At 61.0% G+C, this 26369-nt stretch carries 23 protein-coding genes and 1 tRNA gene; 5 read left to right on the top strand and 19 right to left on the bottom strand.

The window, feature by feature from the left end; genetic code table 11:
* Positions 1–147: 147 nt before the first annotated feature.
* Complete coding sequence (locus tag H7688_RS09040; RefSeq protein WP_246329760.1) at positions 148–1092, top strand: GlxA family transcriptional regulator; 945 nt, start codon at positions 148–150, stop codon at positions 1090–1092.
* Between the two features lie 128 nt (positions 1093–1220).
* Positions 1221–2021 carry a DJ-1/PfpI family protein gene (locus tag H7688_RS09045; protein ID WP_198424476.1) on the top strand — a complete coding sequence of 267 codons (801 nt, stop codon included), beginning with the start codon at positions 1221–1223 and terminating at the stop codon, positions 2019–2021.
* 1196 nt (positions 2022–3217) lie between these two features.
* Here the strand turns inward: H7688_RS09045 and H7688_RS09050 are convergent.
* From H7688_RS09050 to H7688_RS09125, 16 genes are all read right to left on the bottom strand, one after another.
* On the bottom strand, positions 3218–3889 hold the full coding sequence (locus H7688_RS09050; protein WP_183360743.1) for a fibronectin type III domain-containing protein: 672 nt from the start codon (positions 3887–3889) through the stop codon (positions 3218–3220).
* Positions 3890–4065: 176 nt separating this feature from the next.
* A complete protein-coding gene (locus tag H7688_RS09055) occupies positions 4066–4218 on the bottom strand; it encodes a hypothetical protein (protein WP_183360744.1) in 153 nt (50 codons plus the stop codon).
* 248 nt (positions 4219–4466) lie between these two features.
* Positions 4467–4553: transfer RNA gene (locus H7688_RS09060), tRNA-Leu, on the bottom strand.
* A gap of 18 nt (positions 4554–4571) precedes the next feature.
* Positions 4572–4853 (bottom strand): integration host factor subunit beta, encoded by a 282-nt coding sequence (locus H7688_RS09065; RefSeq protein ID WP_183360745.1) that lies wholly within the window; start codon positions 4851–4853, stop codon positions 4572–4574.
* Positions 4854–4907: 54 nt separating this feature from the next.
* Positions 4908–6662: a 30S ribosomal protein S1 gene (locus tag H7688_RS09070; RefSeq protein ID WP_183360746.1), complete on the bottom strand. Its 1755-nt coding sequence runs from the start codon at positions 6660–6662 to the stop codon at positions 4908–4910.
* Positions 6663–6729: 67 nt separating this feature from the next.
* On the bottom strand, positions 6730–7578 hold the full coding sequence (locus H7688_RS09075; protein WP_183360747.1) for a 4-hydroxy-3-methylbut-2-enyl diphosphate reductase: 849 nt from the start codon (positions 7576–7578) through the stop codon (positions 6730–6732).
* A gap of 242 nt (positions 7579–7820) precedes the next feature.
* Positions 7821–8510 (bottom strand): (d)CMP kinase, encoded by a 690-nt coding sequence (gene cmk / locus H7688_RS09080; protein ID WP_183360748.1) that lies wholly within the window; start codon positions 8508–8510, stop codon positions 7821–7823.
* Positions 8507–9796: a 3-phosphoshikimate 1-carboxyvinyltransferase gene (aroA, locus tag H7688_RS09085; protein ID WP_183360749.1), complete on the bottom strand. Its 1290-nt coding sequence runs from the start codon at positions 9794–9796 to the stop codon at positions 8507–8509. Before aroA ends, cmk begins: the two co-directional genes overlap by 4 nt.
* A gap of 691 nt (positions 9797–10487) precedes the next feature.
* Complete coding sequence (locus H7688_RS09090; RefSeq protein ID WP_183360750.1) at positions 10488–11360, bottom strand: prephenate dehydrogenase; 873 nt, start codon at positions 11358–11360, stop codon at positions 10488–10490.
* Positions 11360–12439, bottom strand: coding sequence for a prephenate dehydratase (gene pheA, locus H7688_RS09095; protein WP_183360751.1), 1080 nt, complete (start codon positions 12437–12439; stop codon positions 11360–11362). Before pheA ends, H7688_RS09090 begins: the two co-directional genes overlap by 1 nt.
* 541 nt (positions 12440–12980) lie before the next feature.
* Positions 12981–13721 carry an MJ1433 family protein gene (locus H7688_RS09100; RefSeq protein ID WP_183360752.1) on the bottom strand — a complete coding sequence of 247 codons (741 nt, stop codon included), beginning with the start codon at positions 13719–13721 and terminating at the stop codon, positions 12981–12983.
* Between the two features lie 265 nt (positions 13722–13986).
* Positions 13987–15144 carry an ABC transporter permease gene (locus H7688_RS09105; protein WP_183360753.1) on the bottom strand — a complete coding sequence of 386 codons (1158 nt, stop codon included), beginning with the start codon at positions 15142–15144 and terminating at the stop codon, positions 13987–13989.
* 19 nt (positions 15145–15163) lie between these two features.
* Positions 15164–16330, bottom strand: coding sequence for an ABC transporter permease (locus H7688_RS09110; RefSeq protein ID WP_183360754.1), 1167 nt, complete (start codon positions 16328–16330; stop codon positions 15164–15166).
* 3 nt (positions 16331–16333) lie between these two features.
* On the bottom strand, positions 16334–17023 hold the full coding sequence (locus H7688_RS09115) for an ABC transporter ATP-binding protein (RefSeq protein ID WP_183360755.1): 690 nt from the start codon (positions 17021–17023) through the stop codon (positions 16334–16336).
* Entirely contained in the window at positions 17023–18240 is a 1218-nt protein-coding gene (locus H7688_RS09120; RefSeq protein ID WP_183360756.1) for an efflux RND transporter periplasmic adaptor subunit, read from the bottom strand. Before H7688_RS09120 ends, H7688_RS09115 begins: the two co-directional genes overlap by 1 nt.
* Before the next feature lie 429 nt (positions 18241–18669).
* Complete coding sequence (locus H7688_RS09125) at positions 18670–18951, bottom strand: DUF503 domain-containing protein (RefSeq protein WP_183360757.1); 282 nt, start codon at positions 18949–18951, stop codon at positions 18670–18672.
* Between the two features lie 438 nt (positions 18952–19389).
* On the opposite strand from H7688_RS09125, the gene H7688_RS09130 reads away from it, so the two are divergent.
* Positions 19390–20526 (top strand): hypothetical protein, encoded by a 1137-nt coding sequence (locus H7688_RS09130; protein WP_183360758.1) that lies wholly within the window; start codon positions 19390–19392, stop codon positions 20524–20526.
* Between the two features lie 170 nt (positions 20527–20696).
* Positions 20697–21893 carry a recombination-associated protein RdgC gene (gene rdgC, locus H7688_RS09135; protein ID WP_183360759.1) on the top strand — a complete coding sequence of 399 codons (1197 nt, stop codon included), beginning with the start codon at positions 20697–20699 and terminating at the stop codon, positions 21891–21893.
* 387 nt (positions 21894–22280) lie between these two features.
* Here the strand turns inward: rdgC and mnmA are convergent, their stop codons facing one another.
* Positions 22281–23345, bottom strand: coding sequence for a tRNA 2-thiouridine(34) synthase MnmA (gene mnmA / locus H7688_RS09140; RefSeq protein ID WP_183360760.1), 1065 nt, complete (start codon positions 23343–23345; stop codon positions 22281–22283).
* Positions 23346–23703: 358 nt separating this feature from the next.
* Here mnmA and H7688_RS09145 point away from each other — a divergent pair, with 358 nt between their 5' ends.
* Complete coding sequence (locus H7688_RS09145) at positions 23704–24534, top strand: HDOD domain-containing protein (protein ID WP_183360761.1); 831 nt, start codon at positions 23704–23706, stop codon at positions 24532–24534.
* A 4-nt stretch (positions 24535–24538) separates the two neighbouring features.
* Here H7688_RS09145 and H7688_RS09150 read toward each other — a convergent pair whose 3' ends face one another.
* Positions 24539–24970 carry a (deoxy)nucleoside triphosphate pyrophosphohydrolase gene (locus H7688_RS09150; RefSeq protein ID WP_183360762.1) on the bottom strand — a complete coding sequence of 144 codons (432 nt, stop codon included), beginning with the start codon at positions 24968–24970 and terminating at the stop codon, positions 24539–24541.
* A 224-nt stretch (positions 24971–25194) separates the two neighbouring features.
* The gene (locus tag H7688_RS09155) at positions 25195–26325 is read right to left on the bottom strand and encodes an ABC transporter permease (RefSeq protein ID WP_183360763.1); all 1131 of its coding nucleotides are present in this window, start codon (positions 26323–26325) and stop codon (positions 25195–25197) included.
* Positions 26326–26369 lie beyond the last annotated feature (44 nt).

Raw genomic sequence — 26369 nt, forward strand, 5'->3', positions numbered from 1 at the left:
CTTCTTGCCACTCAACGCAAATCCTTGTCATCTGGCTTAATAATCGGTTTTTTTGTCATTGCGCCATCTTCACCTTTGCAGTAGTTTTGCCGCATGAGTAGACGCACTCTCCTTCAAACGTCCCAACGCCCTCCCAGACTCATAGTCATGGCTGCCTATGATAATGCAGAGGTCCTGGATATTACCGGCCCATTGGATGTGTTTGCCCTTGCCAACGCCGTCCATCGCGAACACGGCGGACATGGTGCTCTGTATCGTGTGGAGATAGCCGCCAGAGGCAAGGACACCATCGTCGTCACCTCTTCGGGTATGCGACTGGTGGCGGATGCGGGTTGGGGGGAGAGTGCCGATATCGATACGCTGCTGGTTCCTGGTGGGCCGGCGGCGGACGATGCTCCGGCTGAACTGGTGGAGTATCTGCGCCTTGCTGCACCTCTCGTGCGACGCATCGGTTCGGTTTGTACGGGGGCTTTCGTGCTGGCGCGGGCTGGTCTTCTCGATGACCGACGCGCCACGACGCACTGGCGAGAAGCGGAACTGCTGCGGCAACGCTATCCGCAGATTGAGGTGAACGAGGACGCTATCTACACGAAAGACGGCTCGGTGTACACCTCGGCCGGCGTCAGCGCCGGGATCGATCTTGCCCTGGCGATGGTGGAGGAGGACCACGGACGAAAACTGGCGCTTGAGGTTGCTCGACTCATGGTGCTCTACGCCAAGCGGCCGGGGGGACAGTCGCAGTTCAGCACCTCGCTGCTCTCGCAGTTCCGCGAAGGGGGACCGCTCTCCCCTACCCTGCAGTGGATCCAGGAGAATTACCGGGAGCGCCTCGACAACGAGACGCTCGCGGCACACGCGGCCATGAGCCTGCGCAACTTCTCGCGGGTCTTCAAACGCGAGGTGGGCGTGACACCCGCACAGTTTATCGAACGAGTACGGCTTGATGCGGCGGCTACGCTGCTTGAAGATACCAGCCTGTCCATGGAATCCATCGCCCGGGAGTGCGGCTTCCAATCAGGAGAACACTTCAGGCTTAGCTTTACTCGGCGATTCTCAATTTCTCCTAGTCATTACCGACAGAGGTTCTGCTGACTGTCGTGGCCTTGGTTGAATTGACAATTGACGATTGACAACGCGGAGTCAATTGATGATGGACGGTTGACAATTGACAATGGAACCTAAAAACGGATGTTAATAGTTAAGTCTAAAAGGAGATTCTAGTGAAACAACTTGTATATAGAGGCGTGTTTGTTTGCTCTATCGCCATGGCGCTGCTTGTTGCTGCCCTGCCGGCTTTTGCTGGGGGGAACAAGTCTAATGCTAACTTGGTGCTGCCGGTTGAGGAGCAAACTACTCAGCCCCACTCACAGAAGACGATCGGGGTGCTGCTCTTTCCGGGGTTCGAGATGCTGGACGCTTATGGGCCTATGGAGATGTGGGGTAATCTGAAACATGCTCCGGCGGCTACCTGGGGCGGCGAAGACAAGAAGGTCGGCATCCGGCTCGTCACCATCGCCGATCAACGCGGCGAGGTGGCATCGAACCAGGGGCCGAAGACTATGGCGGATTACGGCTTCGAGGACGCTCCGCAGCTCGATTACTTGCTGGTACCGGGCGGATTGGGTGTCATTCCCCTTCTGCAGGACAAGGCGACGGTGAACTGGATCCGGACGCGGGCCGCCAAGGCGGAACTGGTCATGTCGGTCTGCAACGGTGCGTCGCTTCTGGCCGCGGCTGGTGTGCTGGATGAGCGGCCGGCGACGACGAACAAGATGTTCTGGAAACACTCGACGGACCCGGGACCGAAGGTCAAGTGGGTGAAGAAGGCGCGCTGGGTCGATGATGGTAACGTCGTCACTTCCTCGGGGATCTCGGCAGGGATGGACATGACGCTCGCGGTGATCGGAAAACTGTACGGGAAGGACATGGCGGCGTGGTTGGAGCTCTTGACGGAGTACGATGCTCACAGGGACCCGAGCTGGGATCCGTTCGCGGTCAAGGCTGGATTGGTCAGGGATTGATGGGATAAAGGCCTTTATTTAGAACAGGGATAAATGGGATAAACGGGATAAAGGCTAAACCCCAACTCTCAACACTCGAGTTCGACCGATAAAGGCTTTTTTCAACAGGGATACATGGGATGAACGCGGATAAAGGCTAGACCCAACTATTATCACTAAAGATGTTCGGCCTCTTGTACTTGTGCACCACGACCAATCCGCTAGTAAAGGAGCCTGGGCCGGAAACGGACAGGCTCCTTTTTTTGCCTTACTTGAAACCCGGGTGATCAGGAACTGGAAAAAGGAGAACCCATCCGTGATTACGCTAATCGCTCTGCCCATTTCGTAATTGCACGGATGATCAACTTAATCTCCTCACCGATTTCGTTATTGGCACCTTGAATACCGAAATTTCGACCGCAATTAAGATAATCGCCCGCCTCATTTCGTCAATTGCACTGACGACAACTTTAATCACCTCACCGAATTCGATATTGGTACCTGGAATATCGAAATTGCGGCAGGGATTAAGCTAGTTGCTCCGCCCATTTCGTTAATTGCACTGACGATTACCGTAATCATCTCACCGATTTCGTTGTTGGTACCTGAAATAATGAAATCGCGGCCGCAATTAAGCGAATTGCCTGACCCATTTCTTTAATTGCACTGATGATTAGCCTAATCACCTCAACTATTTCGTTATCGGTACCTGGAATAATGGAATTGCCGCCGTGATTAAGCTAATCCGTCAGCCCACTTCTTTAATCTCAATTACGATCACCTTAATCACCTCATCGATTTCGTTATTTGCACCTGCAACATCGAAATCGCGGCAGCGATTGAGCAAATCGCCCAGCCCATTTCGTTAATGGCACTGACGATTACCGTAATCAACCCGCCGATTCCACTATCGGCAAAGGGTAGATAGAAATTCCAACCGCGAGGTCGCCAGTTGCCGCTCCCATTATCGCTCCGACGACAACGAAAGCCGGCTGGGTGTATCTCTAACTCACCTGTTCATCTTCGTTCTCAAGCGGAAGATGCTTCTCATCTCACGATCATGTTGTTTTTGTTTTGGTAACTTGAGTTGTTCAGAAGGGGAAACTGCCACTTCGTGGAGCACAAATGCGATGGCAAGGAGGGGAGACGAGAAAAGAAAGTGGCGACACCGCTGGATGCCGCCACTTCTGTCGTTTAGGTCTTTGCAAGATGAGAAACTAGATCACCATGATCTTGATGATGTTCGACCAAGGACCAAAACCGCCGGGCCCAAGGCAACGAATCCTGAAATAGTAGACCTTCCCGGGCTCCAGCCCGTCGAGCCTGATGTTACGGGTGGTGACGAAGGTTCCGGTTGCATGCCAGTCGGCATCGTTGTTCGGATCTCCCATGCACATCTCCAGATCATAGTGCGCCGCGGCAACTACCCTCGCAACCATAAAGAGGAGCGATCCGCTTACCGGACCATGCTTGACCGAGAACCGCTCGGGTGCCCCCGTGGGACCGAAGGAGGAGCGGGCATTCCGTTTCTTCTGCTCCTTCTTCTTGAGACCGAGCCCCTCGAGGTAGCGCTGGTCCTTGTGCCGCGCCGCCCGGATCTCGGCGAAGTTCACGAAGATCCTGATGTTGACGATGCACTCCTGGATGAACTGCTCCAGGTAGGCGCGCTTGGCCGTATCCTTGGTGGCCGCCTCGACCTGAGCCTGCTGCAACAGCTGACTTAGTTCGGTGAAGCGCGGGCCATTGGGTACGCCATCCATGAACGGGTCCTGGTACCTCTCGTGCTGGGAAATATGGCTACCCATCGTCGCGAGAAGCACGATCAGGTCGTTGACGGGCATCCCCTTTAGGCTCGTTACGTCAACCTGTCCGAAGTAGGTGTCTTGCATACGCCCTCTCTGTAAATTAGTAGTTTCAAATCTTGAAACAGAGATTAACAGAGGAGATTTCGGGCGTCAAGCGGGAGACACAAAAATAATCAGGGTAAACCCGTAGGGATAAACGGGGATAAAGGCTTAGAACCAACAGGGATGAACGGGATGAAGGGGATAACCCACCTGCTACCTTACAGAGGCTTGGCGGATTTTTTGGTTATCTCTTGAAAGGAGTGCTGGGTGCTTGCCCAGTCAACGACGTCCACCTTGAAAGGGAGTACCGATTCGTCGAAATCCTGCTCCAACAAGGCACGCTGGCGCAGGGTGAGTGGCACCTCCCCCATGTCACCTCGAAGAAACAGATGGCCACAAAAGCACAAAGATCACCTAAAAACCCTACCCACTGGTTCGGCCTGAAGCGTTAAACGCCCAAGGCCGAACCAGTTTTATATATGTTGATTTCTTCGCGTCTTGGCGTCTTCTCGGTGAGTGCCTGTGATTTTTCTGTGCCGTTTCGTCGCAGAGAACTCTGCATGCAAAAAAGGGCCATGCTTAACGCATGGCCCTTTTTCTTTTAGTTGCTGCGGTTCCGTGGTGCCCGGAGCCGGGGTCGAACCGGCACGGCCTTGCGACCGAGGGATTTTAAGTCCCTTGCGTCTACCAATTCCGCCATCCGGGCCCTGGCCGGTACCCGACTCTAGAGGTTGTTCACCCGCTCGCGCAGATCCTTCCCGGTCTTGAAGAACGGGGTCTTCTTGCTCGGGATGCTGACGATCTCACCGCTCTTCGGATTGCGCGCCTCACGGGGCTCGCGATCACGGATGGTGAAGCTGCCGAAGCCGCGAATCTCGACCTTGTCACCGGCGGTGAGCGCCTCGCTCATCGCATCGAAGACCAGCGAGACAACTGCCTCGGAATCCTTGCGGGTCAGGGAATTGCGCACTTCCACCAGCTTGTCAATCAGTTCGCTTTTAGTCATTGTTACACCTCAGTTGTTGGCTATTAAATTACACCTGTCGCGAAGTGACGGGTCCTACTCTTCGTTCTTCTTGCTGAGCTTCTCCTTCAGCAGGTCGCCGAACGAGGAGGTTGCCTCACCGGTGGAACCCATGTAGGAAGCGAACTCGGCCTTGTCGATCGCGGTCTGCAGACTCTTGATGGACAGGGCGATCTTCTTGTCGACCACGTCGACGGAAAGCACCACGGCCTCGAGCTCGTCACCCACGTTGGCGAAGTCTTTCGGGCTTGCCACCTTCTCCTGGGACAGCTCGGAGACGTGTACCAGACCCTCGATCCCTTCCTCGATCTCGAGGAACACGCCGAAGTCGGTCACACTGGTGACGCGGCCGTTGACGCGGGAACCCGGACGGTACTTCCTGGGGATCTCTTCCCAGGGATCGGCAGCCAGCTGCTTGATGCCCAGGGAGAGGCGCTCGTTCTCGACGTCGATGTTGAGAACCACAGCCTGTACGGTCTGACCCTTGCTGAACATCTCGCCCGGGTGCTTGACGCGACGGGTCCAGGAGATGTCGGAGACGTGGACCAGGCCGTCGATGCCGTCCTCGATGCCGATGAAGACGCCGAAGTCGGTGATGTTCTTGATCTGCCCTTCGATCTTGGTGCCGACCGGGTAACGGTCGCCGATCACGGTCCAGGGGTTCACCTCGGTCTGCTTGAGGCCCAGGGAGATCCTGCGGTTGCCCGGATCGACACCCAGGATGACTGCCTCGACGTCCTCGCCGGTCTTCAGGATCTCGGACGGGTGACGCACGCGACGGGTCCAGGACATCTCGGAGACGTGCACCAGGCCTTCGATGCCGTCCTCAAGCGAGATGAATGCGCCGTAGTCGGTGAGGCTCACTACCTTGCCGCTGACGCGCTCACCCTCGTGGTAACGGTCGTTCACGTTGAGCCAGGGATCGGGCACGGTCTGCTTGAGGCCCAGGGAGATCTTCCCTTTCTCGCGGTCGAACTTGAGCACCATCACCTTCAGGGTGTCACCCACCTTGACCATCTCGGAGGGGTGCCCCAGACGGCCCCAGCTCATGTCGGTCACGTGCAGGAGGCCGTCAACGCCGCCCAGGTCGACGAACGCGCCGTACTCGGCGATGTTCTTCACCTGGCCGGAGACGATATCACCCTCTTTCAGGGTGGCCAGGGTCTCGGTGCGGGCCTTGTCGCGCTCTGCCTCGAGCAGCACGCGGCGGGAAAGTACCAGGTTGCCCCGCTTGCGGTTCATCTTGAGGATCTGGAACTGGAAGGTCTGGCCCACGAAACGGTCCATGTTGCCGCCGGGACGCAGGTCCACCTGGGATGCCGGGAGGAACGCCTCGACGCCGACGTCGACGGTCATGCCGCCCTTCACCTTGCCGGTGATCTTCCCTTCGATGATGCCACCCTCGCCGGCTGCGGCGATGGTTTCCCAGGCAACCTGGGAATCGGCCTTCTTCTTGGAGAGGACCATGTGGCCGCGGATGTTCTCGCCGCGCTCGAAGTACACGTTCACTTCGTCGCCCACTTTCACGGTCAGATCGCCACTCTCGTCGAGGAACTCACCGATGCGGATGCACCCCTCGGACTTGTAGCCGACGTCAACCAGCACCACATCCTGCTCGATCTGGACCACCACACCCTTGACGACTTCGCCGCTCTGCGGCTGCCTCAGGCTGTCCTGGAAAAGGTCAGCAAACTCGCCGCCCATTTCGGACTGATCCATCTCCTCGTCATTATCGTGTAACCGCCTGATCGGCATATCTTTTTTCTTGAACGTCTTTTTTTCGTCTTCCATCGAAGCCTGTACCCCCTGGGAAAATTCTCTATAAAATCGAGCTAATTTAGCACATCCGTGGAAAATATCAACCTATTTTCTCTCTGTCAATCTCCGCGATGCGGTCCAACACCTCGTCGATGAGCCACTTGGGGGTGGATGCGCCGGCGGTGACGCCGACCTTTTCCACCCCGACAAACCAGCTGGAATCGAGCTGGCTGGCGGTCTCGATGTGGTGGGTGCGCGGCAGGAGTTCGCTGCAGACCTCGGCGAGCCGTTTGGTGTTGGCGGAGTTGAAGCCGCCGATCACGATCATGCAGTCGACCTTGCTGGCGAGCGCCTTCGCCTCTTCCTGGCGCACCGCGGTGGCGTCGCAGATGGTGTGGTAGACCCGGATCTCGCCACCCTTGGCGAGGCAGGCGTACACCACGTCTTTCAGGTTCTCGAAGGACTGGGTGGTCTGGGCGACCACGCCGATCTTCGCCATGCGCGGCAGCTTGGCGGCCTCTTCGCCGCTCCCCACCACGTAGACCCTGCCGGTTGCGTAGGAGACGATCCCCTGAACCTCCGGGTGGTCGGCGTCGCCTACCACGACCACGTCGTAGCCGGCCAGGGAGAGGCTCTCCACGTGTTCCTGGGCCTTCTTGACGAAGGGGCAGGTAGCGTCGACGATCTCGAGGTTCTTCGAGACCGCCGCTTCGAGTTCTTCGGCGGCAACGCCGTGCGAGCGGATGATGATGGTGCCGGAGTCCGCGTCGTTGACGTCCCCCAGGACCTTCACCCCCATCTCCTCGAGGCGCTGTACCACCTGCGGGGAGTGGATGATGGGGCCCAAGGTGTAGGTTTCACCCTTCTTGTCGGCCGCCTCGAAGGCGAGGTGCGTGGCGCGCTTGACGCCGAAGCAGAACCCCGCCTGTTTAGCCAAAATGACTTCCATGTTGCTCCTTTTGAAACTAAAAATCTGTAAAACCAACAGCTAGAAGCTTTAAAACCAAAACGGCTAAAAGCTTTCACCGCAAAGACGCGAAGACGCTAAGAAACCAGAAGACAAAATCAAAAAACGAACCTTCGGAAACCGGTTCGGCCTTTATCGTTTGCGCTGTAGGCCGGACAGATTGAAAAGGGTTGTACGCTTCCTTTGCGTTCTTTGCGTCTTTGCGGTGAAAAGGTTCTTGGTTCTTACGCCGCGACACGCTCCTTCACGGTCTTTTCCATGAAGGCGAGTACCTCGTCGATGGTCATCGCGGTGGAGTCCACGGGCACGGCATCCTCGGCCCTTTTCAAGGGGGCGTGCTCGCGGCTTTCGTCCTGCCGATCGCGACAGACCACCTTCTCGATGGTCTCCTCGAGGCTCACCGCTTCGCCGCGCGCCACGAGCTCGAGATAGCGGCGCCGGCCGCGCTCCTCGGCGCTCGCCGTGAGGAAGAACTTCACCTCGGCGTCGGGAAAGACCACGGTGCCGATGTCGCGCCCCTCGAGGATCACGCCACCCTTCACCCCCATCTTCCTCTGCATCTGCAGGAGCGCCTCGCGCACGGGCTTGCGCGCCGAGATGCAGGAGGTCAAAAGCCCCACCTCTTCGGTGCGGATCTCCCGGGAGACGTCCTCGCCGTTCACCAGGACCCGGTAGGCCTCCCCTTCCCGCTCGAACTCGATCTCGATACCGCGGCAAAGCTCCGCCAGGCGCGCATCGTCGTCGCAGGCGATCCCCGCCCGCTGCGACATGAGGGCGACGGCCCGGAACATGGCGCCGGTGTCGATGTGCAGGTAGCCGAGACGCTTGGCCAACAACTTGGTTATGCTGCTCTTTCCGGCCCCCGACGGTCCGTCGATGGCCACGATCACTCCGTTTGTTCTCTGCGCGCTCAACGTACCGCCACCTCCGTGAGGAGGTTAAGGAAACCGGGGAACGAGGTGGCGATGCACTCGGTATCGTCCACGGTGGTGCTGCCGCTGGCGGCAAGCCCGGCCACCAGCATGCTCATGGCGATACGGTGGTCGCCGAAGCTCTCGGCCTCGCAGCCGGCGAGTTTCCCGGCACCGGTGATCTCCATGCCGTCCGGGGTCTCGACGATCCCGACCCCTGCCTTGCGCAGGTTCTTCGCCATGGCGGCGATGCGGTCGGTCTCCTTGACGCGCAGCTCGGCCGCGTCTTTCACGCGCGTGGTCCCCTCGGCAAGTGCCGCGGCCACGCAGATGACCGGGAACTCGTCGATGGCGCGCGGCACCACCTCACCCGAGATCTCGATCGCCTTCAGCTTCGAGTGGCGCACCCTCAGGTCCGCCACCGGCTCGCCGGACTGCTCGCGCTCGTTCTCCAGCGTGATGTCGCCCCCCATCCCCTTCAGGATGTCGAGGATGCCGGTACGGGTCGGGTTGACGCCCACATTACGGATAACCAGTTCCGAGCCCGGGACGATGAGTGCCGCCACCATGAAGAAGGCGGCCGAGGAGATGTCCGCGGGGACCGCGATGTCGGCAGCCGTGAGTTCCACGCCGCCGGTCAGGCGCACCCCACCTTCGAAGCTCTCGATGTGGGCGCCGAAGTGGCGCAGCATCCGCTCCGAGTGGTCACGCGAGAGGTGCGGCTCGTAGATGGTGGTGGTCCCCTCGGCGTAGAGGCCGGCCAGCATGAGGGCCGACTTCACCTGGGCGGAGGAGACCGGCGAGGTGTACTCGATCCCGGTGAGTTTCCCCCCCTGGATGGCGAGCGGTGCCTTCTCGCCGCCGTCGCGGCCGAGGATGCGGGCCCCCATCCGGGTGAGCGGACCGACCACGCGCTTCATGGGGCGGGCGCGCAGGTACTTGTCGCCGGTCAAGACCGAGAAGAAGCCCTGTCCTGCCAAGAGGCCGGTCAGAAGGCGCATCGAGGTCCCCGAGTTGCCGCAGTCGAGGACGTCAGAGGGCTCCGAGAGGCCGTTGATCCCCTTGCCGTGGATGGTGATGGTCGAGCCGTCATCGTCGATCTGGATCCCCATGGCGCGGAAGGCCTCGAGCGTTGCGAGGGCGTCCTCGCCGCGCAGGAAGCCGGTCACCTTGGTGGTGCCGGTGGCCAGGGAGCCGAACATGATGGAGCGGTGCGATATGGATTTGTCGCCCGGTACGGTGATGTCGCCCTGTACCGTCTTGGCGCATTGCACGGTGAAACTTTGCATGAGGCCTCCGACAAACCTTCAATAATTTACTGCAACACCCGGATACCAGGCGAAGATCAAAACCTTTTGGACGCGGATTTTACGGATTTGGCAAAATCACGCGAATACGACGGATAAACCTAAAGACTTGAAGGGTAAGACCAAAAGGCTGATTTACTCGTGAAAATCCGCAGCTACTTCCGTACCATCCGCGTCTAAGCCTTTTCCGATCAAAACCTTTGGACGCGGATTTTACGGATTGGCAAGAATCACGCGAATTCGACGGATAAACCTAAAGGCTTGAGGGTAAACCAAAAGGCTGATTTACTCGTGTAAATCCGCAGCTACTTCCGTACCATCCGCGTCTAAAGCCTTTTCCGATCAAAACCTTTGGACGCGGATTTTACGGATTTTGCAAAATCACGCGAATACCACGGATAAACCTAAAGACTTGGGGGTAAAACCAAAAGTCTGATTTACCCGTGAAAATCCGCAGCTACTTCCGTACCATCCGCGTCTAAGCCTTTTCCGATCAAAACCTTTTGGACGCGGATTTTACGGATTGGCAAAATCACGCGAATACGACGGATAAACCTAAGACTTGAGGGTAAAACCAAAAGGCTGATTTACTCAGTAAGGCTGATTTACTCGTGTAAATCCGCAGCTACTTCCGTACCATCCGCGTCTAAAGCCTTTTCGCTTGTTTTCGCTGCTAAAGAATCGCGTCCCGTTTCTGCTTGGAGTTCAGGAAGAACGCCTCGAGCGCCTGCGCGTCGCCGGCCTCCACCAGACTTCTCAGCTTCGCCAGGTACCCCGCGAAGAAATCCATGGTCTCCAGGATCGCCTCACGGTTGGTAAGGGCGATGTCCCGCCACATGACGGGGTCGGAACTCGCGATCCGCGTGAAGTCCCGGAACCCCCCGGCAGTGAAGGCCAAAAGGTCCCCGCCGAAACGGTCGTAGCCGTCGACGGCGTTCACCAGGGAGTAGGCGACCATGTGCGGCAGGTGGCTGATCGCCGCGAGCATCCGATCGTGCTGCACGGGATCCATGAGCGGCACGCGGCACCCCGCCCGGCGCCACATCTCGACGACCTTCTCAAGTGCCGCAGGATCGGTCTTCTCGGTGGGGGTCACGATGCTGCGCTTCCCCTGGTACAGGGTCGCGAAGGAGGCCTGCACGCCGGAGTGCTCGGTACCGGAGATGGGATGCCCCCCCACGAAGTGCACCCCCTCGGGCATGAGGTTCTCACAGGCGGCGACCACGAACTCCTTCACGCTCCCGCCATCGGTGACGATGGTGCCGGGCTTTAAAACCGGTGCGATCTCGGCAACCACGGTCGGGATGGAGCAGACCGGGGTGGAGACGAAGACGACGTCGGCACCCTGCACCCCCTCGCGAGGGTCGACCACGTAGCGGTCCAGGACTCCGAGCTCGACGCCGCGCCTGAGGTTCTCCTCGTCGCGGTCGATGCCGACGATCTCGCCGACGGCGTGCGCCTCGCGCAGGGCGCGCGCCAGCGAACCGCCGATGAGGCCGACACCGATGACGGCGAGCCTCTCTATCAACACGCCCCCTTTCGGCATCAGGAACGGGCCCTGGGGTAGGATCCGAGCACCTTGACGAACTGGCAGCAGTCGCCCAATTCCCTGACCGCTTCGGCAACCGACGGGTCGCCGATGTGTCCGGAGAGGTCGAGGAAGAAGATGTACTCCCAGGCCTTCTTCTTCAAGGGGCGCGACTCGATCTTGGAGAGGTTGATGTTGCGCTTGGCGAAGGGCTCCAGCATGCGGTGCAGGATCCCCGGTTCGTCGCGCACCAGGAACATGAGCGAGGTCTTGTCGTCGCCGGAGGGGTCGGCCATCTTGCGCCCGATCACCAGGAACCGGGTGAAGTTGTTCACCTGGTCCTCGATGCGCGCCTTCACCACCTTCAGGTTGTAGATGGAGGCGGCGTACTCGCTGGCGATGGCGGCGGCGTTGTAGTCCTCGGCCACGATCTGGGCGGCGAGCGTCGTGGAGGCGACGTCGACCAGGGGGACGTTGGGGAGGTTTTCGGCGAGCCACTTGCGGCACTGGGCCAGGGGCTGCGGGTGCGAGTAGACCTTCTTGATGTCCTCGAAACGCCCGGTGCGCGACAAAAGGAAGTGCGAGACCTCGAGGAGCACCTCGGCGTCGACCTTGAGCTCGCTCTCCATGAACATGTCGAGGGTGTGGGTCACCATCCCCTCGGTGGTGTTCTCAACCGGAACCACGCCGTAGTAGGCCTCCCCCTTCTCCACTGCCTCGAAGACGGCGGGAATCGAGCGCTCCGGCGAGAGCTCGGCGGAAAGGCCGAACTGCTGCATGGCTGCCAGGTGACTGAAGGTGGCCTTGGGGCCCAGGAAGGCGACCCGCATCGGGTGTTCGAGGGAGAGCGAAGCCGAGATGATCTCGCGGAACACGCCGCGCACCGCATCCGAGGGGAAGGGACCCGGGTTCGCCGCGGTGAGGCGCTCGTAGATCTCCCGTTCGCGACTCGGGACGTGAAAGTCGCTCTTGGCTACAGTCTTCAGGGCCCCCACCTGCATCACCAGCGCGGCACGCTGGTTGAGGAGCTCGAGGATGCGGTCGTCGACCGCGTCTATTTCCTGGCGGAGATGTGCGAGCGTCTGCTTTTTCTGCAAGGTTCGGTTACCTTCTAGGCGGGGGTAGTGAGAGCTAGCGAAGCGTCCATGTATAAGACACTACGGCGAAAGTTGCAACGTTTTTTTGGTTAAGAGGCGGCTAAACCGGGTCTGTCACGGAGCCACGGAGGATGTGAAAAGCAGGGACTGGGGGCTAGGGACTAGGGACTGGATTCATCCTGATCGGCCCTCCACGTTACCGCCTCAGGCCGAACCAGGTTCAAAGGTTTTTTCACGCCGTTGCTTTTCCTCTGTGTTCCCCTGTGTCCTCTGTGGTGAAAGCTCGTTTTCTCCGTCCGAATCCTCCTTTCCCCCCCTTTTCAAAAGTGGGGAACGCGTGGCCAGCCGCAACGCCTCTGGCAAGGACCTCAAAGCCTCGAAAAGTTCCGGCGATTTGTCTCTAGCCCCTAGCCCCTGATCCCTAGCCCCTGCCTCTTAGCCCCCAGTCCCCAGTTCCCAGTCCCTGCCTTTCAAGTCCCTAGTCCCCAGTTCCCAGTCCCTGCCTTTCAAGTCCCTAGTCCCCAGTCCCCAGTCCCTGCCGTTAGTACACTTCCGCGTGTGCCTCGGGATTCATGGGATTGGTGCGCACGGCGAGCGAGTAGAGGTAGGGATAGTCCCTCTTCAGGTGCCACATGTAGGAGACCCACTGCACCAAGAGGTGGGTGTGGGCCCTTTTCATATCGCCGGAGAGGTGATCGAGGTCGCTTTCGGGAAGCCCTACCAGACTGCGCCGGGCCTGGAGCTCCTCGATCAAGTGGAAGACGGCCCACAAGAGGTCGGTGAAGGCGTCGTGCTCCAAAAGGTTCGGGTTCTCCATGAGGGCGAGCATGGTCCCCTTCTTCTCGAGCAGGAAGTCCTTGAGCCGGGCCAGGTCGCCGCGCCGCGAGTCGAGCCGGATGTCCTGCGCCTTGAGAAACTGGAGGGCCTCCTGGAAGTTCTGGTCCTTCCACTGCGGGGTGGGACGCAGGTGCAGGGAGATCTGGTGGCCGTCGGGGAAGAAGTCGAGGAAGTCGCGCAAAAGCTGGGTCCCGACCTCGGAGAAGAAGATGCCGATCACCATGTTGAGCTTCTTCATCATCGCCTCGCGTTCGCGGTTTTTGATGACCCGCTCGAGCATCAGCGTAACGAAGAGGACGTAGACCGGGAGGAAGGCGACGTTGGACATGAAGCCGAAGCCGATCTCGCCCAGGCGGCCGAAGGCGTAGTAGTCGGCGAGGTAGAGTACCAGGGAGACCAGGAGCAGGGACCAGACGATCTTGTCTTTGGGGATGCGAAACTTCAAAGGGCCCTCCGGGATTAAAGTACAGGGGCGACAGGGTAGCACAAAACGCCGCAAAACGAAAAGCACTCACCGAAAAAGCAAGAGCAAAGCCTTCACCGCAAAGACGCAAAGAACGCAAAGGAACCTTTAAAAGCCTTAGTAACCTGTCCGGCCGGTATCATGAGCGGGAAAGGCCGAACCAGCTGGCTTTGAAATGTTTTCAGCCTTCTTTGCGTTCTTTGCGTCTTCGCGGTGAGAGGGGTTCGAGGTTTCCGGGTTTTCGGGGTTACCCGATGTGGCGCAGGCCGGCCGCTACCTTGATGGTCGCTCCGCGCCAGGTGGGGAAGATGCCGGAGACTACCCCGACGAGCAGCGCCGCCAGGATCTCCAGGGTGATGGTCTCCCGGGAGACACTGAAGTACGGGAAGTACTGGGCCAACTGGGTCTCGATCCAGAGGGCGGCCGGGAAGGTGCAAACGGCACCCAACACGCCGCCGAACAGCGAAATCGCCACGGACTCGCCGAAGATCAAAAACCCCAGGTGCCCCGCCTTGAACCCCAGGGTCTTCAGGGTCGCGTACTCGGCGGTCCGCTCGCGCGCGGTCATCGCCATGGTGTTGGCCGCCACCACCATGATGATGGCGATCACCATGTAGGAGACGATCTGGATCGCCACCATGATCGCCTCGGTCATGGAGACGAAGCTCATGTGGAAGGCCTTCTCGGTCTCGGTCAGGGTCTCCGCGAGGGAGTTCTTGAAGATCCCGTCGATGGTGAGGGCGACGTCGGGGGCAAGCTCGGGCTTTTTCACCCCGACCATGTAGAACCCGACCTGGTCGGCCCGCCGCGCCACGGTCTTTTTCAGGGTCTCGTTCAGGTAGTCCCAGTGAAAGAGCAGGATGCGCTCCTCGGTGGTCTTCTCGGCGCCGCGGTAGATGCCGCGCACCACCATCTCCCAGTTGCCGGGGTAGATGGTCCCCTTCAGGGTGATGATATCCCCCACCTTCCAGCCGTAGGTCTTGGCGAGCTTGTTCCCGACGATGCACCCCTTGCGGTCCATCAGGAAGTCGTTGCGCTCCTTCGCCGAGAGCCGGAACTCGGGGTAGAGTTCGAGGTAGCTCGCGGGCTGCACGGCGTAGTTGGCGAAGAAGTGCTTCTCGTCGATGTAGATGCCGCCGAACCAGTTGCCGTAGGAGACCGAGGTTACCCCCGGGACGCCGCGGATGCGGTCGAGGTAGGAGACCGGGAGCGGGAAGATGAGCGAGATGGAGTTACGGGTGACCAGGCGGGTGGCCGAGGCGTGCTCGGCGCCGGAGTACCAAAGCCCAACGAGGGTGCGCAAGAGTCCGAAGGCAAGGACCGCAACCGCAACACCGACCACGGTGAGGATCGAGCGGAGCTTGTGCCGGAACATGTTGCGCACTATGAACTTGAGCATGAACATGAAAAATCCTGTTGAGCCGTCAGCTTTCCCGCAGGGCCGTGACGATGCTCAGCCTGGCGGCCCTGACTGCGGGGAGCATGCCGCCTATGAAACCCATCACCAGGGAGAAGGCCAGCGACTTCCAGAAGATCCCGAAGGTGAGGGTGAAGGAGAAGGCAAGCTCGGAGAAGGACGCCCAGTTCATGGTGGAGATGGTGATCAACTGCAAAAAGGACGCGGCCACCACTCCCAACACCCCGCCACAGAGCCCCAACAACAAGGCCTCGATCAGAAACGCCCCCAGGATGCTCGCCCGCTGGAACCCCAAGGCCCGCAAGGTCCCAATCTCCCCTACCCGGTTCGCCACCGCCGCGTACATGGTGATGGTCGCCCCGATCACGGCCCCTATGGAAAAGACGACGGTCAAAACCATCCCGAGGATGCGCAGGAAGTTCGCCATCGCCTCGGACTGGTCCAGGTAGTAGCGGGTCTCGCGCTTCGCCTCGACGGTGAGCCGGGGATCGCTCTCGATGCGGGCCTTGAAGGGGTCGAACCGGCCGGGGTCCTTCATCCGGAACAACACGGACGAGTAGACCTGGCGCCTAAAGGCCTGCATCATCTGGTCGCAGTCGCCCCAGATCTCGGAGGAGAACCCGGTACTCCCCGCATCGAAGATCCCCACCACCCGCCAGTCGCGCATCCCGAAACGCAGGGTCTCGCCCAGCCCGCACCCCTTAAAGCGCCGCGCGATGCTCTCGCCGGCAATTACCTCGGCGGAACCGGGACGCGGCAGCCGCCCTACCTTGAGATGCACCGCGGGCCTAAGCGCGAGCGACGCGGCGGCGATGCCGCGGATCACCACGTTGGCCGGCTTGTCGGTGCCGCGCTTTTTCAGGTTGATGAGTACCACGAGCTCCTTCGCCAAAAGCTCGTTGCCGTCGGCACCGATCGCCACCTCGGGCTGGCTCTCGATGAGCGCCGCCTGGTCGCGCTCCACCCCGCTTTGCACCTCGGAGTTGGAGGCCTTCCTGATGATCACCACGTTGTCGGCGGAACCGGTCTGCACCAGGGTCTGCTGCAGCCCTTCGGCGAGCATCAGGGTGGCCGCAAAGACGAAGACCACGAGCCCCATGCCGCTTGCGGTGAGGACGGTGGTGAGCCGCCGGGTCCAGAGGTTACGCAGGCTGTAGGAGTAGGGGATCCCCATGGGTCAGCTCTCGCTCAGTTCGCCCTTCTCGAGGTGGCGGATCAGGTGGGCCTTCTCGGCGGCGCGCGGGTCGTGGGTCACCATGATGATGGTCTTGCCGAGCTCGTGCACCAGGCGGTCCATGAGCCTCAGGATCTCCTCCGCGGAGGCGCGGTCCAGGTCGCCGGTCGGCTCGTCGGCCACCAGGATCTCGGGATCGGTCACCACGGCGCGCGCGATGGCGACGCGCTGCTGCTGCCCGCCGGAGAGCTGGGAGGGGTAGTGGTCCATCCGGTCGGCGAGACCTACCACGGAGAGAACCGCCTCCACGTGCTCGCGGCGCTCGCGCCGGGAGAGCGAGGTCAATAACAGGGGGAGCTCAACGTTCTCGAAGGCGGTCAGGACGGGAATGAGGTTGTAGAACTGGAAGATGAAGCCGACGGAGTGGGCCCGCCAGCGGGCGAGCTCGTTTTCGGAGAGGCCGGTGATCTCGACCCCGGCTACCTTGATGGAGCCGGAGTCGGCGGAGTCAATGCCGGCGATCAGGTTCAGGAGGGTGCTCTTGCCCGATCCCGACGGCCCCATAAGCGCCACGAACTCGCCGCGGGCGATGTCGAAGCTGATGCCGGTCAAAACCGGCAGGACCTGGTTGCCGCGCCGGTAGCTCTTGGAGAGGTTGCGTATGGAGACGATGGCGTCGGGGCGCTCGCTCATCACTTCTCCTGGGTCTTGATGCGGGAGCGGTCCTTGAGCTTTTCGAGCGGCTTCAGCACGATGCGCTCGCCCCCCTTGAGCCCTTGGGTCACCTGCACGAGATCCCCCACCTTCCCCCCCAGGGTGACCGGGGTCTCCGCGACCTCATCCCCCTTCACCAGGAAGACCACCTTTTTCCCGCCGCGCTCTACGACGGCGGAGGGCTGGATGGCCAGGAGGGGCTTGTTCTCGCCGGGGGCCACCGGGCGCTCCAGGAAGGCGACCTTCGCGCTCATCTCGGGAAGGATCCGGGGATCCCGGTCCAGAAAGCGCACCTTGACGAGCACGCTCCCCTTGCTGCGGTCGGCGGTGGGGACGATGGTGTGCAGCTCCCCCCTGAAGCGGGTATCGGAAAGGGCGTCCAGGAGGATCTCGCAGGGCTGCCCCATCTTCACCCGCGCGATGTTCGCCTCGGAGACGTCGGCCTCGACCTCGAGGGAGCCCATGTCGGCAAGGGTTACCACGGCGGCCTTGGCGTTGGCCGCGGCGGCCAGGGGCGAGACGATGTCGCCCACGTCGGCGTTCTTGGTGAGCACCACGCCGTCGAAGGGGGCGCGGATCAGGGTGTAGTCGAGCGAGGCCTCGGCGCCGGCGAGGGCGGCCTGGGCGGCACGGATGTTGTCGCGGGCCCCGGCGCTGGCGGCGACGGCACGGTCGTAGCGTGCCATGGCGGAGTCGTAGTCGGATTGGGAGATGATCCCCTGGTTGATGAGTTCCTTGTTGCGGGAGAGGTTGCGGGCGGCGTCCTTCTCCTCGACCCGGGCCTGCTCGAGGAGGGTGCGGGCGTTGGCGAGCGAGGCCTGGGCCTGGTCCTTGGTGGCCGTGACGTCACGGTTCTCCAGGCGGGCCAGGGGCTGGCCGGCGCGCACCACGCTCCCCTCCTCGACACCGAGCCACTCGAGCCGGCCGGTCGCCTTCGAGGAGACCGCCGCCTTGCGCTGGGCCACCACGTACCCGCTGGCGTTTAAAAGGGAGAAGGTCTGGGACGGGTAGACCAGCGAAACGGTGGCGATCTCGACCTGCACCGGGCGGTTCACCAGCACCCGCCATCCCACGAGCACTACCAGGAGGAGGGCTCCGGCAATCAGGAGCCAAAAGCGCCGTCCCTTGCCGCGGCCGGCGGGGGAGGTGTAGCGCTCCTTGTCGATGGTGAGCTTGTTCAGGTCATCTTGAGCCATAGGTCGCACTCCGCGTGAAATTCTAGATTTCTTATCATAAAACAGCACACCCGAAAACCTGAAACACGTTCAGCCACGGAGTCACCAAGAACACGGAGAATAACCCTGCAGTTCGGAGCAAGCTACCACATCGGCGACCAACAAAGGTAAAACCTTTCCTGATGCTCGCTGGTCTGCCGCAAGTGCGTCCCTTCCCCCTTCAGGCCCATCCCCACCCCGACCCTCCCCTTGAAGGGGAGGGGGAGTTTTTGCGAGCGGAAGATTGACGTAATCTGGAAATCTATCCCAACTGGTACGGCCTTCCACGCGAACGCCCGAGGCCGAACCCCAAAATGATTATGCTCGGCCTTCAGCTAAAAGGAACCGCAGCTCAGGGAAACCGCCTTTCTCCGTGTCCTTCGTGGCTCCGTGGCTAGTAACGGTTCTACGTTACAGCTCCTCTACCAGCAGTTCGGTTACCTCAACGTCGGGACGCTCGACGAGGAGCCAGCGTTCGAGTTCCTGCAACTGGCTCCGGGCGTGGCTCGCACTCTGGGAGAGGGTCACGAAGGCGAGTTCGGCATCCTCGGGCTGGTCGTTCAGCCCCGCCTCGCTGCAGGCGACGTTGAACCGGTTGCGCGCCCGGGACAGGACGCTCTTCACGATGGAACGCTTCTCCTTCAAGGTCCGGCTGGTCAAACGCAAACGCAACATGAGCATGACGACGTGCATAGGTAACCCCTGATCAAGGTTAAGGCTAAGGCTAAGAAAAACCGTTCACCGCAAAGACGCAAAGTACGCGAAGGAACCCAAAAGGTGTCTTTCACAAAAAGGCACATAGGACACAACAATAAAACCAAGTTCTCAGGCTGGTACGGCCTTTCCCGTTTACGGAAGTGACCGAACCAGTTTATTAAATATCGCCTTGGAAGGGGCTCCCCATCCGGACTGACCGGTACTTCGGGATGTTTCTTCGCGTCCTTTGCGTCTTTGCGGTAAGATGCTTTTGGCTTTTTGTGCCTTTGTGCCTTTTCGTGGCAAAAGGCCTTTCGGGTTCTACCTTACTCCCGCGGTCCACCTTTTCTCAACCCCTCACTATGTACCGCATTCTCACGTTGTCAGCCAGACGCAATTTCGCTACACTGCGGGCTTCTCGAAAAGGAGCCTGCCGTGACGATCCCACGCCTGTCCCTGTTCTGTCTTCTCCTTGCCCTTGCTACGCTTACCGGCTGTGCCGCGACGCTACACACCTCGCAGCTCCCCGCGGGTTTCTCGGTGCGGCCGCTTGCCAAGATCGATGCCGGCAGCAACTGGGCGGTTGCCCCCAACGGCACCATCGCCGCGGTGCAGGAGAAGGCACTCGTCCTGGTGGTGGGGTCCGACCCGAAGTCGAACATCCCGGTGGCGACCACGCCCCCCCTGGCACTCGCCTTCTCGCCGAAGGGAGACCGGCTGGCCGCTGGCTTCGCCGAGGGCACCCAGAGCTCGCTGCGCAGCTACGACCTGGGTGGAAGACTCCTCGCTGAGACCAAGGTTCCCGGCCGGGTGACGGCCATTGCCTGGCGCAACGAGACGGAACTCGTGGCGACCTCGCTCTTCGTGAAACGCCTGAGTTCCGGCGCGGAACTCTCCTCCTTTCTGTGCCGCTGGGACCTGAAGGAGGCACCGGCCTCGACGCTCATCTTCAATGTGGTGCTGGAGTCCAAACTCGGCCAGCAGCCCGAGGCGGACCTGGCACGCACGCTCAACTTCGCCCTCTCCCCCTACGGTGACGAGATCGCCTACACCACGCTCAAGGACTCGCCGTTGTTACCCCCCTACCAGCGGGTCGCGCTGCGCCACCTGGAAAGTAGCGCCGAGCGGGTGGTCGCGGAAGTGCCGCTCTTTTCGGGTGGCCCCGCCTACCTGCCGGACGGCAACTACCTCCTGGTCGGGACCACGGGGATCATGACCCGCAAGCTGAAGCTTCCCGAGGGGGGCGAGGTCGACGCCTGGACCAGCCCCGGCGACCGGATCGCGGTCTCCCCTTCCGGTAACTACCTCCTTTTGGACCACCGGATCTACCAGGGGAACCAGGAACTCTTCACCCTGCCGCGCAAGGCGTGGGGGAGCTTCCTCCCGGACGGTAGCGGGATCGTGGTGGCGGACGGGGGAAATCTCTTCCTGGTCTCGGGGCTGAACGACCAACCGCGCCCCGCGCCCCCCAGGGAGCTCGAGCGCATCCTGCAGCTGCGCAGGCAGCTCATGCAGGGGACGATCGGCGACGCGGAGTACAAGGCCCGGCTCAAGAAGCTGCGCCAACCCTGAAGGCTTTCGCTAGGGGGAAGCAAAGGACACCAAGGACCACAGAGGAAACCAACCGTCCCTAGTCCCCAGTCCCTCGCCTTTACCTCTCCCTTTTTGCTTGCCCGCACCTTGTAAAAGGTGTATCCATGCTGTCCCGCAATTTCACACGTACTACCGAAGGAGAAACACCGATGGGCATTCTTGCCAACACCGTCAGCGTCTGCCATTTCCAGGTCCAGGGGGAACTCCCCAAGCGCGAAGAACTCTACGCCTGGGCCTGTACCCAACTCGCCGGTCACCGCTTCACCCCGATCGACCAGGGAACCGAAGAGTTCTCGATCGGCTGGGTCCACCTGGACGACCCGAGGCTTGCCGAATTCGACTCCCCCACCGCCTGCTGGCGTGAAAACTTCCTGACCTTCACCCTGCGCCGCGACCGCCGCGCCGTACCGTCCGCGGTCCTGAAGGCGCACCTGGAACGCGCCAAGGAACAGTTCCTGGCCGAGAACCCGAGCTTCACCAAGGTCCCCAAGCAAAAACGCGAGGACCTGAAGGAAGCGGTACGTGCCATGCTCCTATCCCAGACGCTCCCGACTCCCTCGACCTACGACGTGGTCTGGGACACCACCACCGGGATGGTCACCTTCAGCTCGCTGTCGCCCAAGGTAATCGAGATGTTCGAGGACCTGTTCAAGAAGACCTTCGAGGGGCTGCGCCTGTCGGCCTTCCACCCCTACGCCCGCGCCGAAAAGGTGCTGGACGAGGGGAACCGCGTGCTCTTGAAGCAGGCCAACAAGGCAAGCGGCGACAGCTACCTGGAACTCATCAAGGAGAACCAGTGGCTGGGGACCGACTTCCTGCTCTGGCTCATGTACCAGACCATGAACGAGGCCTCGGAATACCGGGTGAACCAGCCGGGGATCCTCGTGGAGAACGAGCAGTTCGTGGGATACCTGGATGACCGGGTCATCCTCTTGGGGGCGGGCGACAACGGCGCGCAGAAGATCACCGTGGCCGGGCCGCAGGACCGCTTCAACGAGGTGCGCAGCGCGCTTTTGAACAACAAGCAGATCACCGAGGCGACGCTGCACCTGGAGACGGGGGACGACCACTGGAAGATGACCCTGAAAGGGGAGCTGTTCCACTTCGCCTCGCTCAAGTCGCCGGCAGTGAAGATCGAGAAGGACAACACCACCGATCCGGACCTGGAGCGCGAAGCGGTGTTCTTCGAGCGGATGGTTGTTCTGGAGAAGGGGACCCAGCTCTTCGACTCGCTGTTCGCGGAGTTCCTGAAGCTGAGGCTCGGTGCGGGCTGGGGCGAGCAGGAGGCGGCGATCACCGGCTGGCTCAACATCTGCCCGAGCTGCCACGCCGCACTGGCCAAGTAAATCCTAGCCACAAAACGGCTCAAAAGCACAAAAAAGACCTTCCGGTAACCAGCACAAACAGTGCGGCACCCGGAAGGTCTTTTTTTTTAACCAAAAAACTTATGCGCCACGGAGCCACCAAGCACACGGAGCAAGGCTCGACGCGGTTGAGCTACCCGCCTATCGCCGACGGGCAACAAGAACCGTCATGACCGGTTCGGCCTGGCACGTTCACGGTAAAGGCCGAACCCGTTTAAAAGGTTTACCTGCCGTTGTTTTTCCTCTGCGTACCCCTGTGTCCTCTGTGGTTACAAGCTTTTAGCCTTCGATTTTTTACTGGATGTTGTGACCATTGATCCTGAAGTTTTTCTCCGTGTCCTTGGTGGCTCCGTGGCGAAACCCGGTTTTTTATAAAGCCCCGGTGATCAGGCCGCCGCCCAAGACTTCGTCGTCGCGGTAAAAGACCACGGACTGTCCCGGGGTCACGGACTTCTGGGGCTCGGCGAAACGCACCTCGCCCTCGCCCCCCGGCAGCAGGGTCACCACGCAGTCGAAGGGGTGCTGACGGTAGCGGATCTTGCACGCAGCGCGCACCTCGTCCCCCTCGGGCGGCACGATCCAGTTGAGCTCCGCGACCCTGAGCCCGGGGGCGAAGAGCCCCTCGACCTCGCCGACGGTGACCCGGTTTTTTTGAGGGTCGATCCCCACCACGTAGAGCGGCTCTTTCCAGGCGATGCCCAGGCCGCGCCGCTGCCCGATGGTGTAGCGGTGGGTCCCGCTGTGCCGACCCAGGACCGCGCCGCTTAGGTGCACGATCTCGCCGGGGCCACTCAGGCGCTCGGGCTCCTTTTCCAGGAAGGCGACGTAGTCGTCGTTGGGGATGAAGCAGATCTCCTGGCTGTCGCTCTTCTGGGCTACCGGCAACCCGTAAGCCGCGGCGCGCCGGCGCACCTCGTCCTTGGACTCGACCTCGCCCAGGGGAAACACCACGCGGCTTAGCTGCTCCTGGGTCAGGGTGTAGAGGAAGTAGGACTGGTCCTTGGCCAGGAAGGCCGCCTTCTTCAGGTGCCACAAGCCGTCCTCACCCGCCACGTTGCGCACGTAGTGTCCGGTCGCGAGATAATCGGCCCCGAGCTCCCGTGCCTTTTCCAGCAGCAGCCCGAACTTCACGTACTTGTTGCAGCGCACGCAGGGGTTGGGGGTCTCCCCGCCGAAGTAGCGGGACCTGAACTCCTCCATGATGAGCCGGGCGAACTCCTCCTCGAAGTGCACCTGGTGGAAGGGGATCCCCAGGTAGTCGGCGACGAGCTCCGCGTCCCCCTTGGTCCCCGGCACCTCGCCGGGGCGCTCGAAAAGCTTCATGTTGATCCCGACCACCTCGGCCCCCTGCTCCTTCAAGAGGGCAGCCACCGTGGAGGAATCGACACCGCCGCTCATGGCGACGGCTATTTTCTTGCCGTGATAATTGTGCATGCCTTGCAGCTCCTGCCGTTTGTGATGAAGCACCATAGTTGACCGATTCTACCGGTAAGTGCAACTGTTAATTTCGGGCAAATCCCCCCTGTCCCCCCTTCGCAAAGGGAAGACCGCGAGGGCGACAGTTTGCAGAGGTTCAGCCCGGGGTGCTCCCAGGACAGCGGAAACGGTAGCGACGCAGCACTGCCGTCTGCCACACGTCCTCCCCTTTGCGAAGGGGGGAACGCGAGGTCGGCCTTTCGCCAAGGTGGAGGCGGATGCGGCGCGGCGGTTTCCAAACGGCGGCTTATGCTGTATTCTCATGGGAACCTGCGGCCGTTCACGCTGCGCACCCTGGTTTCCCTGGAGGCCCCCCATGGCGCTCTCGCTTACCATACGACGGCTTTTGACCACGCAGCCCACCGACCTGCCGGTGTTCCACCCGATCGCGGTGAAGCTGCAGCAGCTGCTCGCCTCGCCCGACTACAAGATCGACGAGGTGATCGGACTCGCCAACGAGGACCAGTCGCTGGCCGGGCAGATCCTGAAGCTCGCCAACTCGACGGTGTACATCGGCCGGGTGCGCACCGAGACCATCAAGGATGCCGTGATCCGCCTGGGCGCGCACCAGGTCTCCAACCTCGCGATGGCCGCCTCGCAGGCGAGCCTGCACACCTCGGAGAACGCGGTCCTGAACAGGTTCATGCAGTCCCTGTGGCTGCACAGCCACTCCTGCGCGGTCGGTTCGCGCTTCCTGGCACGTACCGCGGGGTACCCGCAACTGGCGGACCAGGCCTACATGGCGGGACTGCTGCACGACGTGGGAAAGCTCTACCTTTTGAAGGCGCTGGAGCGGCTGAACAAGGTGGGGGTGGCGCAGGCGGCGCTGGAGCCGGAACTGCTGCTGGAGATCTTCCACGAGCTGCACGTGGAGCAGGGGTGCCGGCTCATGGAGCACTGGAACATGCCGAAGATCTACTACAACGCGGTGGCGAACCACCACGACATGAACTTCGACACCACCGACGTGGTGCTCACCGTGGTGCGCCTGGTGAACGCAAGCTGCAAGGCGAAGGGGATCGGGCTGGAGCACCAGCCGGAGCTGGACGTGCAGGCGCTGCCGGAGGCGGCGCTATTGCAGTTGCACCAGGACGAGCTGGACGATCTTTTCGAACTCCTGGAGGAGACCCAGGAGCTGGTGGTGTAGGTTTTCAGGCCGCGGGCTGGGCCAGGACGCTTTGCTGATACTCCGCGATGATGGGGAAATCGGCTTCGGCCCAGTCGAGCTCGTGCAGGGTCGCCGGGGGGAGCCAGGTGATGGCGGTGTGTTCGTAGAGGACGATCTCGCCGGCGGTGATGCTGCAGACGAACGGATAGAGCGTAACGGTCAGGTTCTCATAGCTGTGGGTGGCCGGGGTGAGCGGGCGCCCCACGGCGATCTCCACCCCCATCTCCTCGATCAACTCCCGCCTCAGGCACTCCTCGAGTTCTTCCCCAGGTTCCAGTTTCCCCCCCGGAAATTCCCACTTAAGCGGCAGGTTGGCTGAGGCCTTGCGCAGGGCGGAAAGCACCAGTCCGTCACGCTCGATGATGGCACAGGCTACGTGGACGTGTCGTTTTGCGGATGCGGTTTCGTTGGACATGGCGACAACTATAGCATCTGCCGAGGGAAGGACAAAAATCTTTTCTCACCACAGAGGACACAGAGGGGCACAGAGGAAAAACAACAGCGAGGAAAACACTCCAAAGAGTCAGCCACTTCGGCTAAGGCGAAGGCACCAGGAAGTTCCCCTTCTAAGGCTTTTGGTCTTACCCTGTGTGCCTCGCTTTTCCCTCTGTGCGCCTCTGTGTTAGTGCTTCGTTTTTTTCAGGAGAGGTTCTTCTTGAAACGGGCTATGGCGAGGGTGAGGATGACGACGCCGATGATGCTCAAGGCCAACAGCTGGGGCCAGAGGATCTCCAGCCCCACTCCCTTCTGGAAGATGGACCGGATGATCACCAGGAAAAAGCGCATCGGGTTCAGGTAGGTGAGCCACTGCACCGGCTCGGGCATGCTCTCGATGGGAAAGGCAAACCCGGAAAGGAGCATCGCCGGGAAAATCACGAAGAAGGCGCTCATCATCGCCTGCTGCTGGGTCCGACTGATGGTGGAGATGAGCAGACCGATCCCCAGGGAACTCATCAGGAAGACGGCGGTGGAACCGAAGAGGAGCATAAGGCTCCCGCGCAACGGCACCTCGAACCAGAAAACGGCCACCAGGGAGACCAGCGCCACGTTGATGAAGCCGATCAACACGAAGGGGACGGTCTTCCCCAGGATGAACTCTCCCTTGCCGATGGGGGTCACGATCACCTGCTCGATGGTCCCGATCTCCTTCTCGCGCACCACGGCCATGCTGGAGAGGAGCATGGTGATGATGAAGACGATGTTGGTGATGACGGCGGGAACGAAGTAGTTGCGGCTCTCCAGGTTCTCGTTGTACCAGGCGCGGCTCGCCAGCTCGACGCCGTGCACCGGTAGCGACCGCCCGGCGGCACGCTGCACGGCGGCCAGCTGGAGCTGGCTTCCGTACCCGTTCGCGATGCGCACCGCATAGTTGAGGACGATCCCCGCGGTGTTCGAGTCGGTGCCGTCCAGGATGAGCTGGACGGTGGCGCCGCGGCCACCGATAAGCCCTGCCCCGAAGCCGTGGTTCATGCGCAAAAGGGCCTTCACCTCGCCGCGGTCGATGAGCTCGCGCGCCCGCGCCTCGTCGCTTACCCGTTCGGTAAGCTCGAAGTAGCCGGATTGAAGGAAGCGGTCGGCGAGCTCGCGGCTCTGGCTGGAGTTGTCCAGGTCGTAGATGGCGGTGGCCACGTGGCGCACGTCGGTGTTGACCGCATAGCCGAAGATGATGGTCTGCACCGCCGGGATGATGAACACCACAAAGCGCATGCGCGGGTCGCGCAACACCTGGATGAACTCCTTGATCAGCATGGCCTTGAGACGCTCGTACAAAAGGTACCTCGGTGCTAGCTGGGACGGTTGAGGACTTCATGGAT

Origin of the sequence: Geomonas limicola (genome assembly GCF_014193675.1) — a bacterium.
Taxonomy (GTDB): domain Bacteria; phylum Desulfobacterota; class Desulfuromonadia; order Geobacterales; family Geobacteraceae; genus Geomonas; species Geomonas limicola.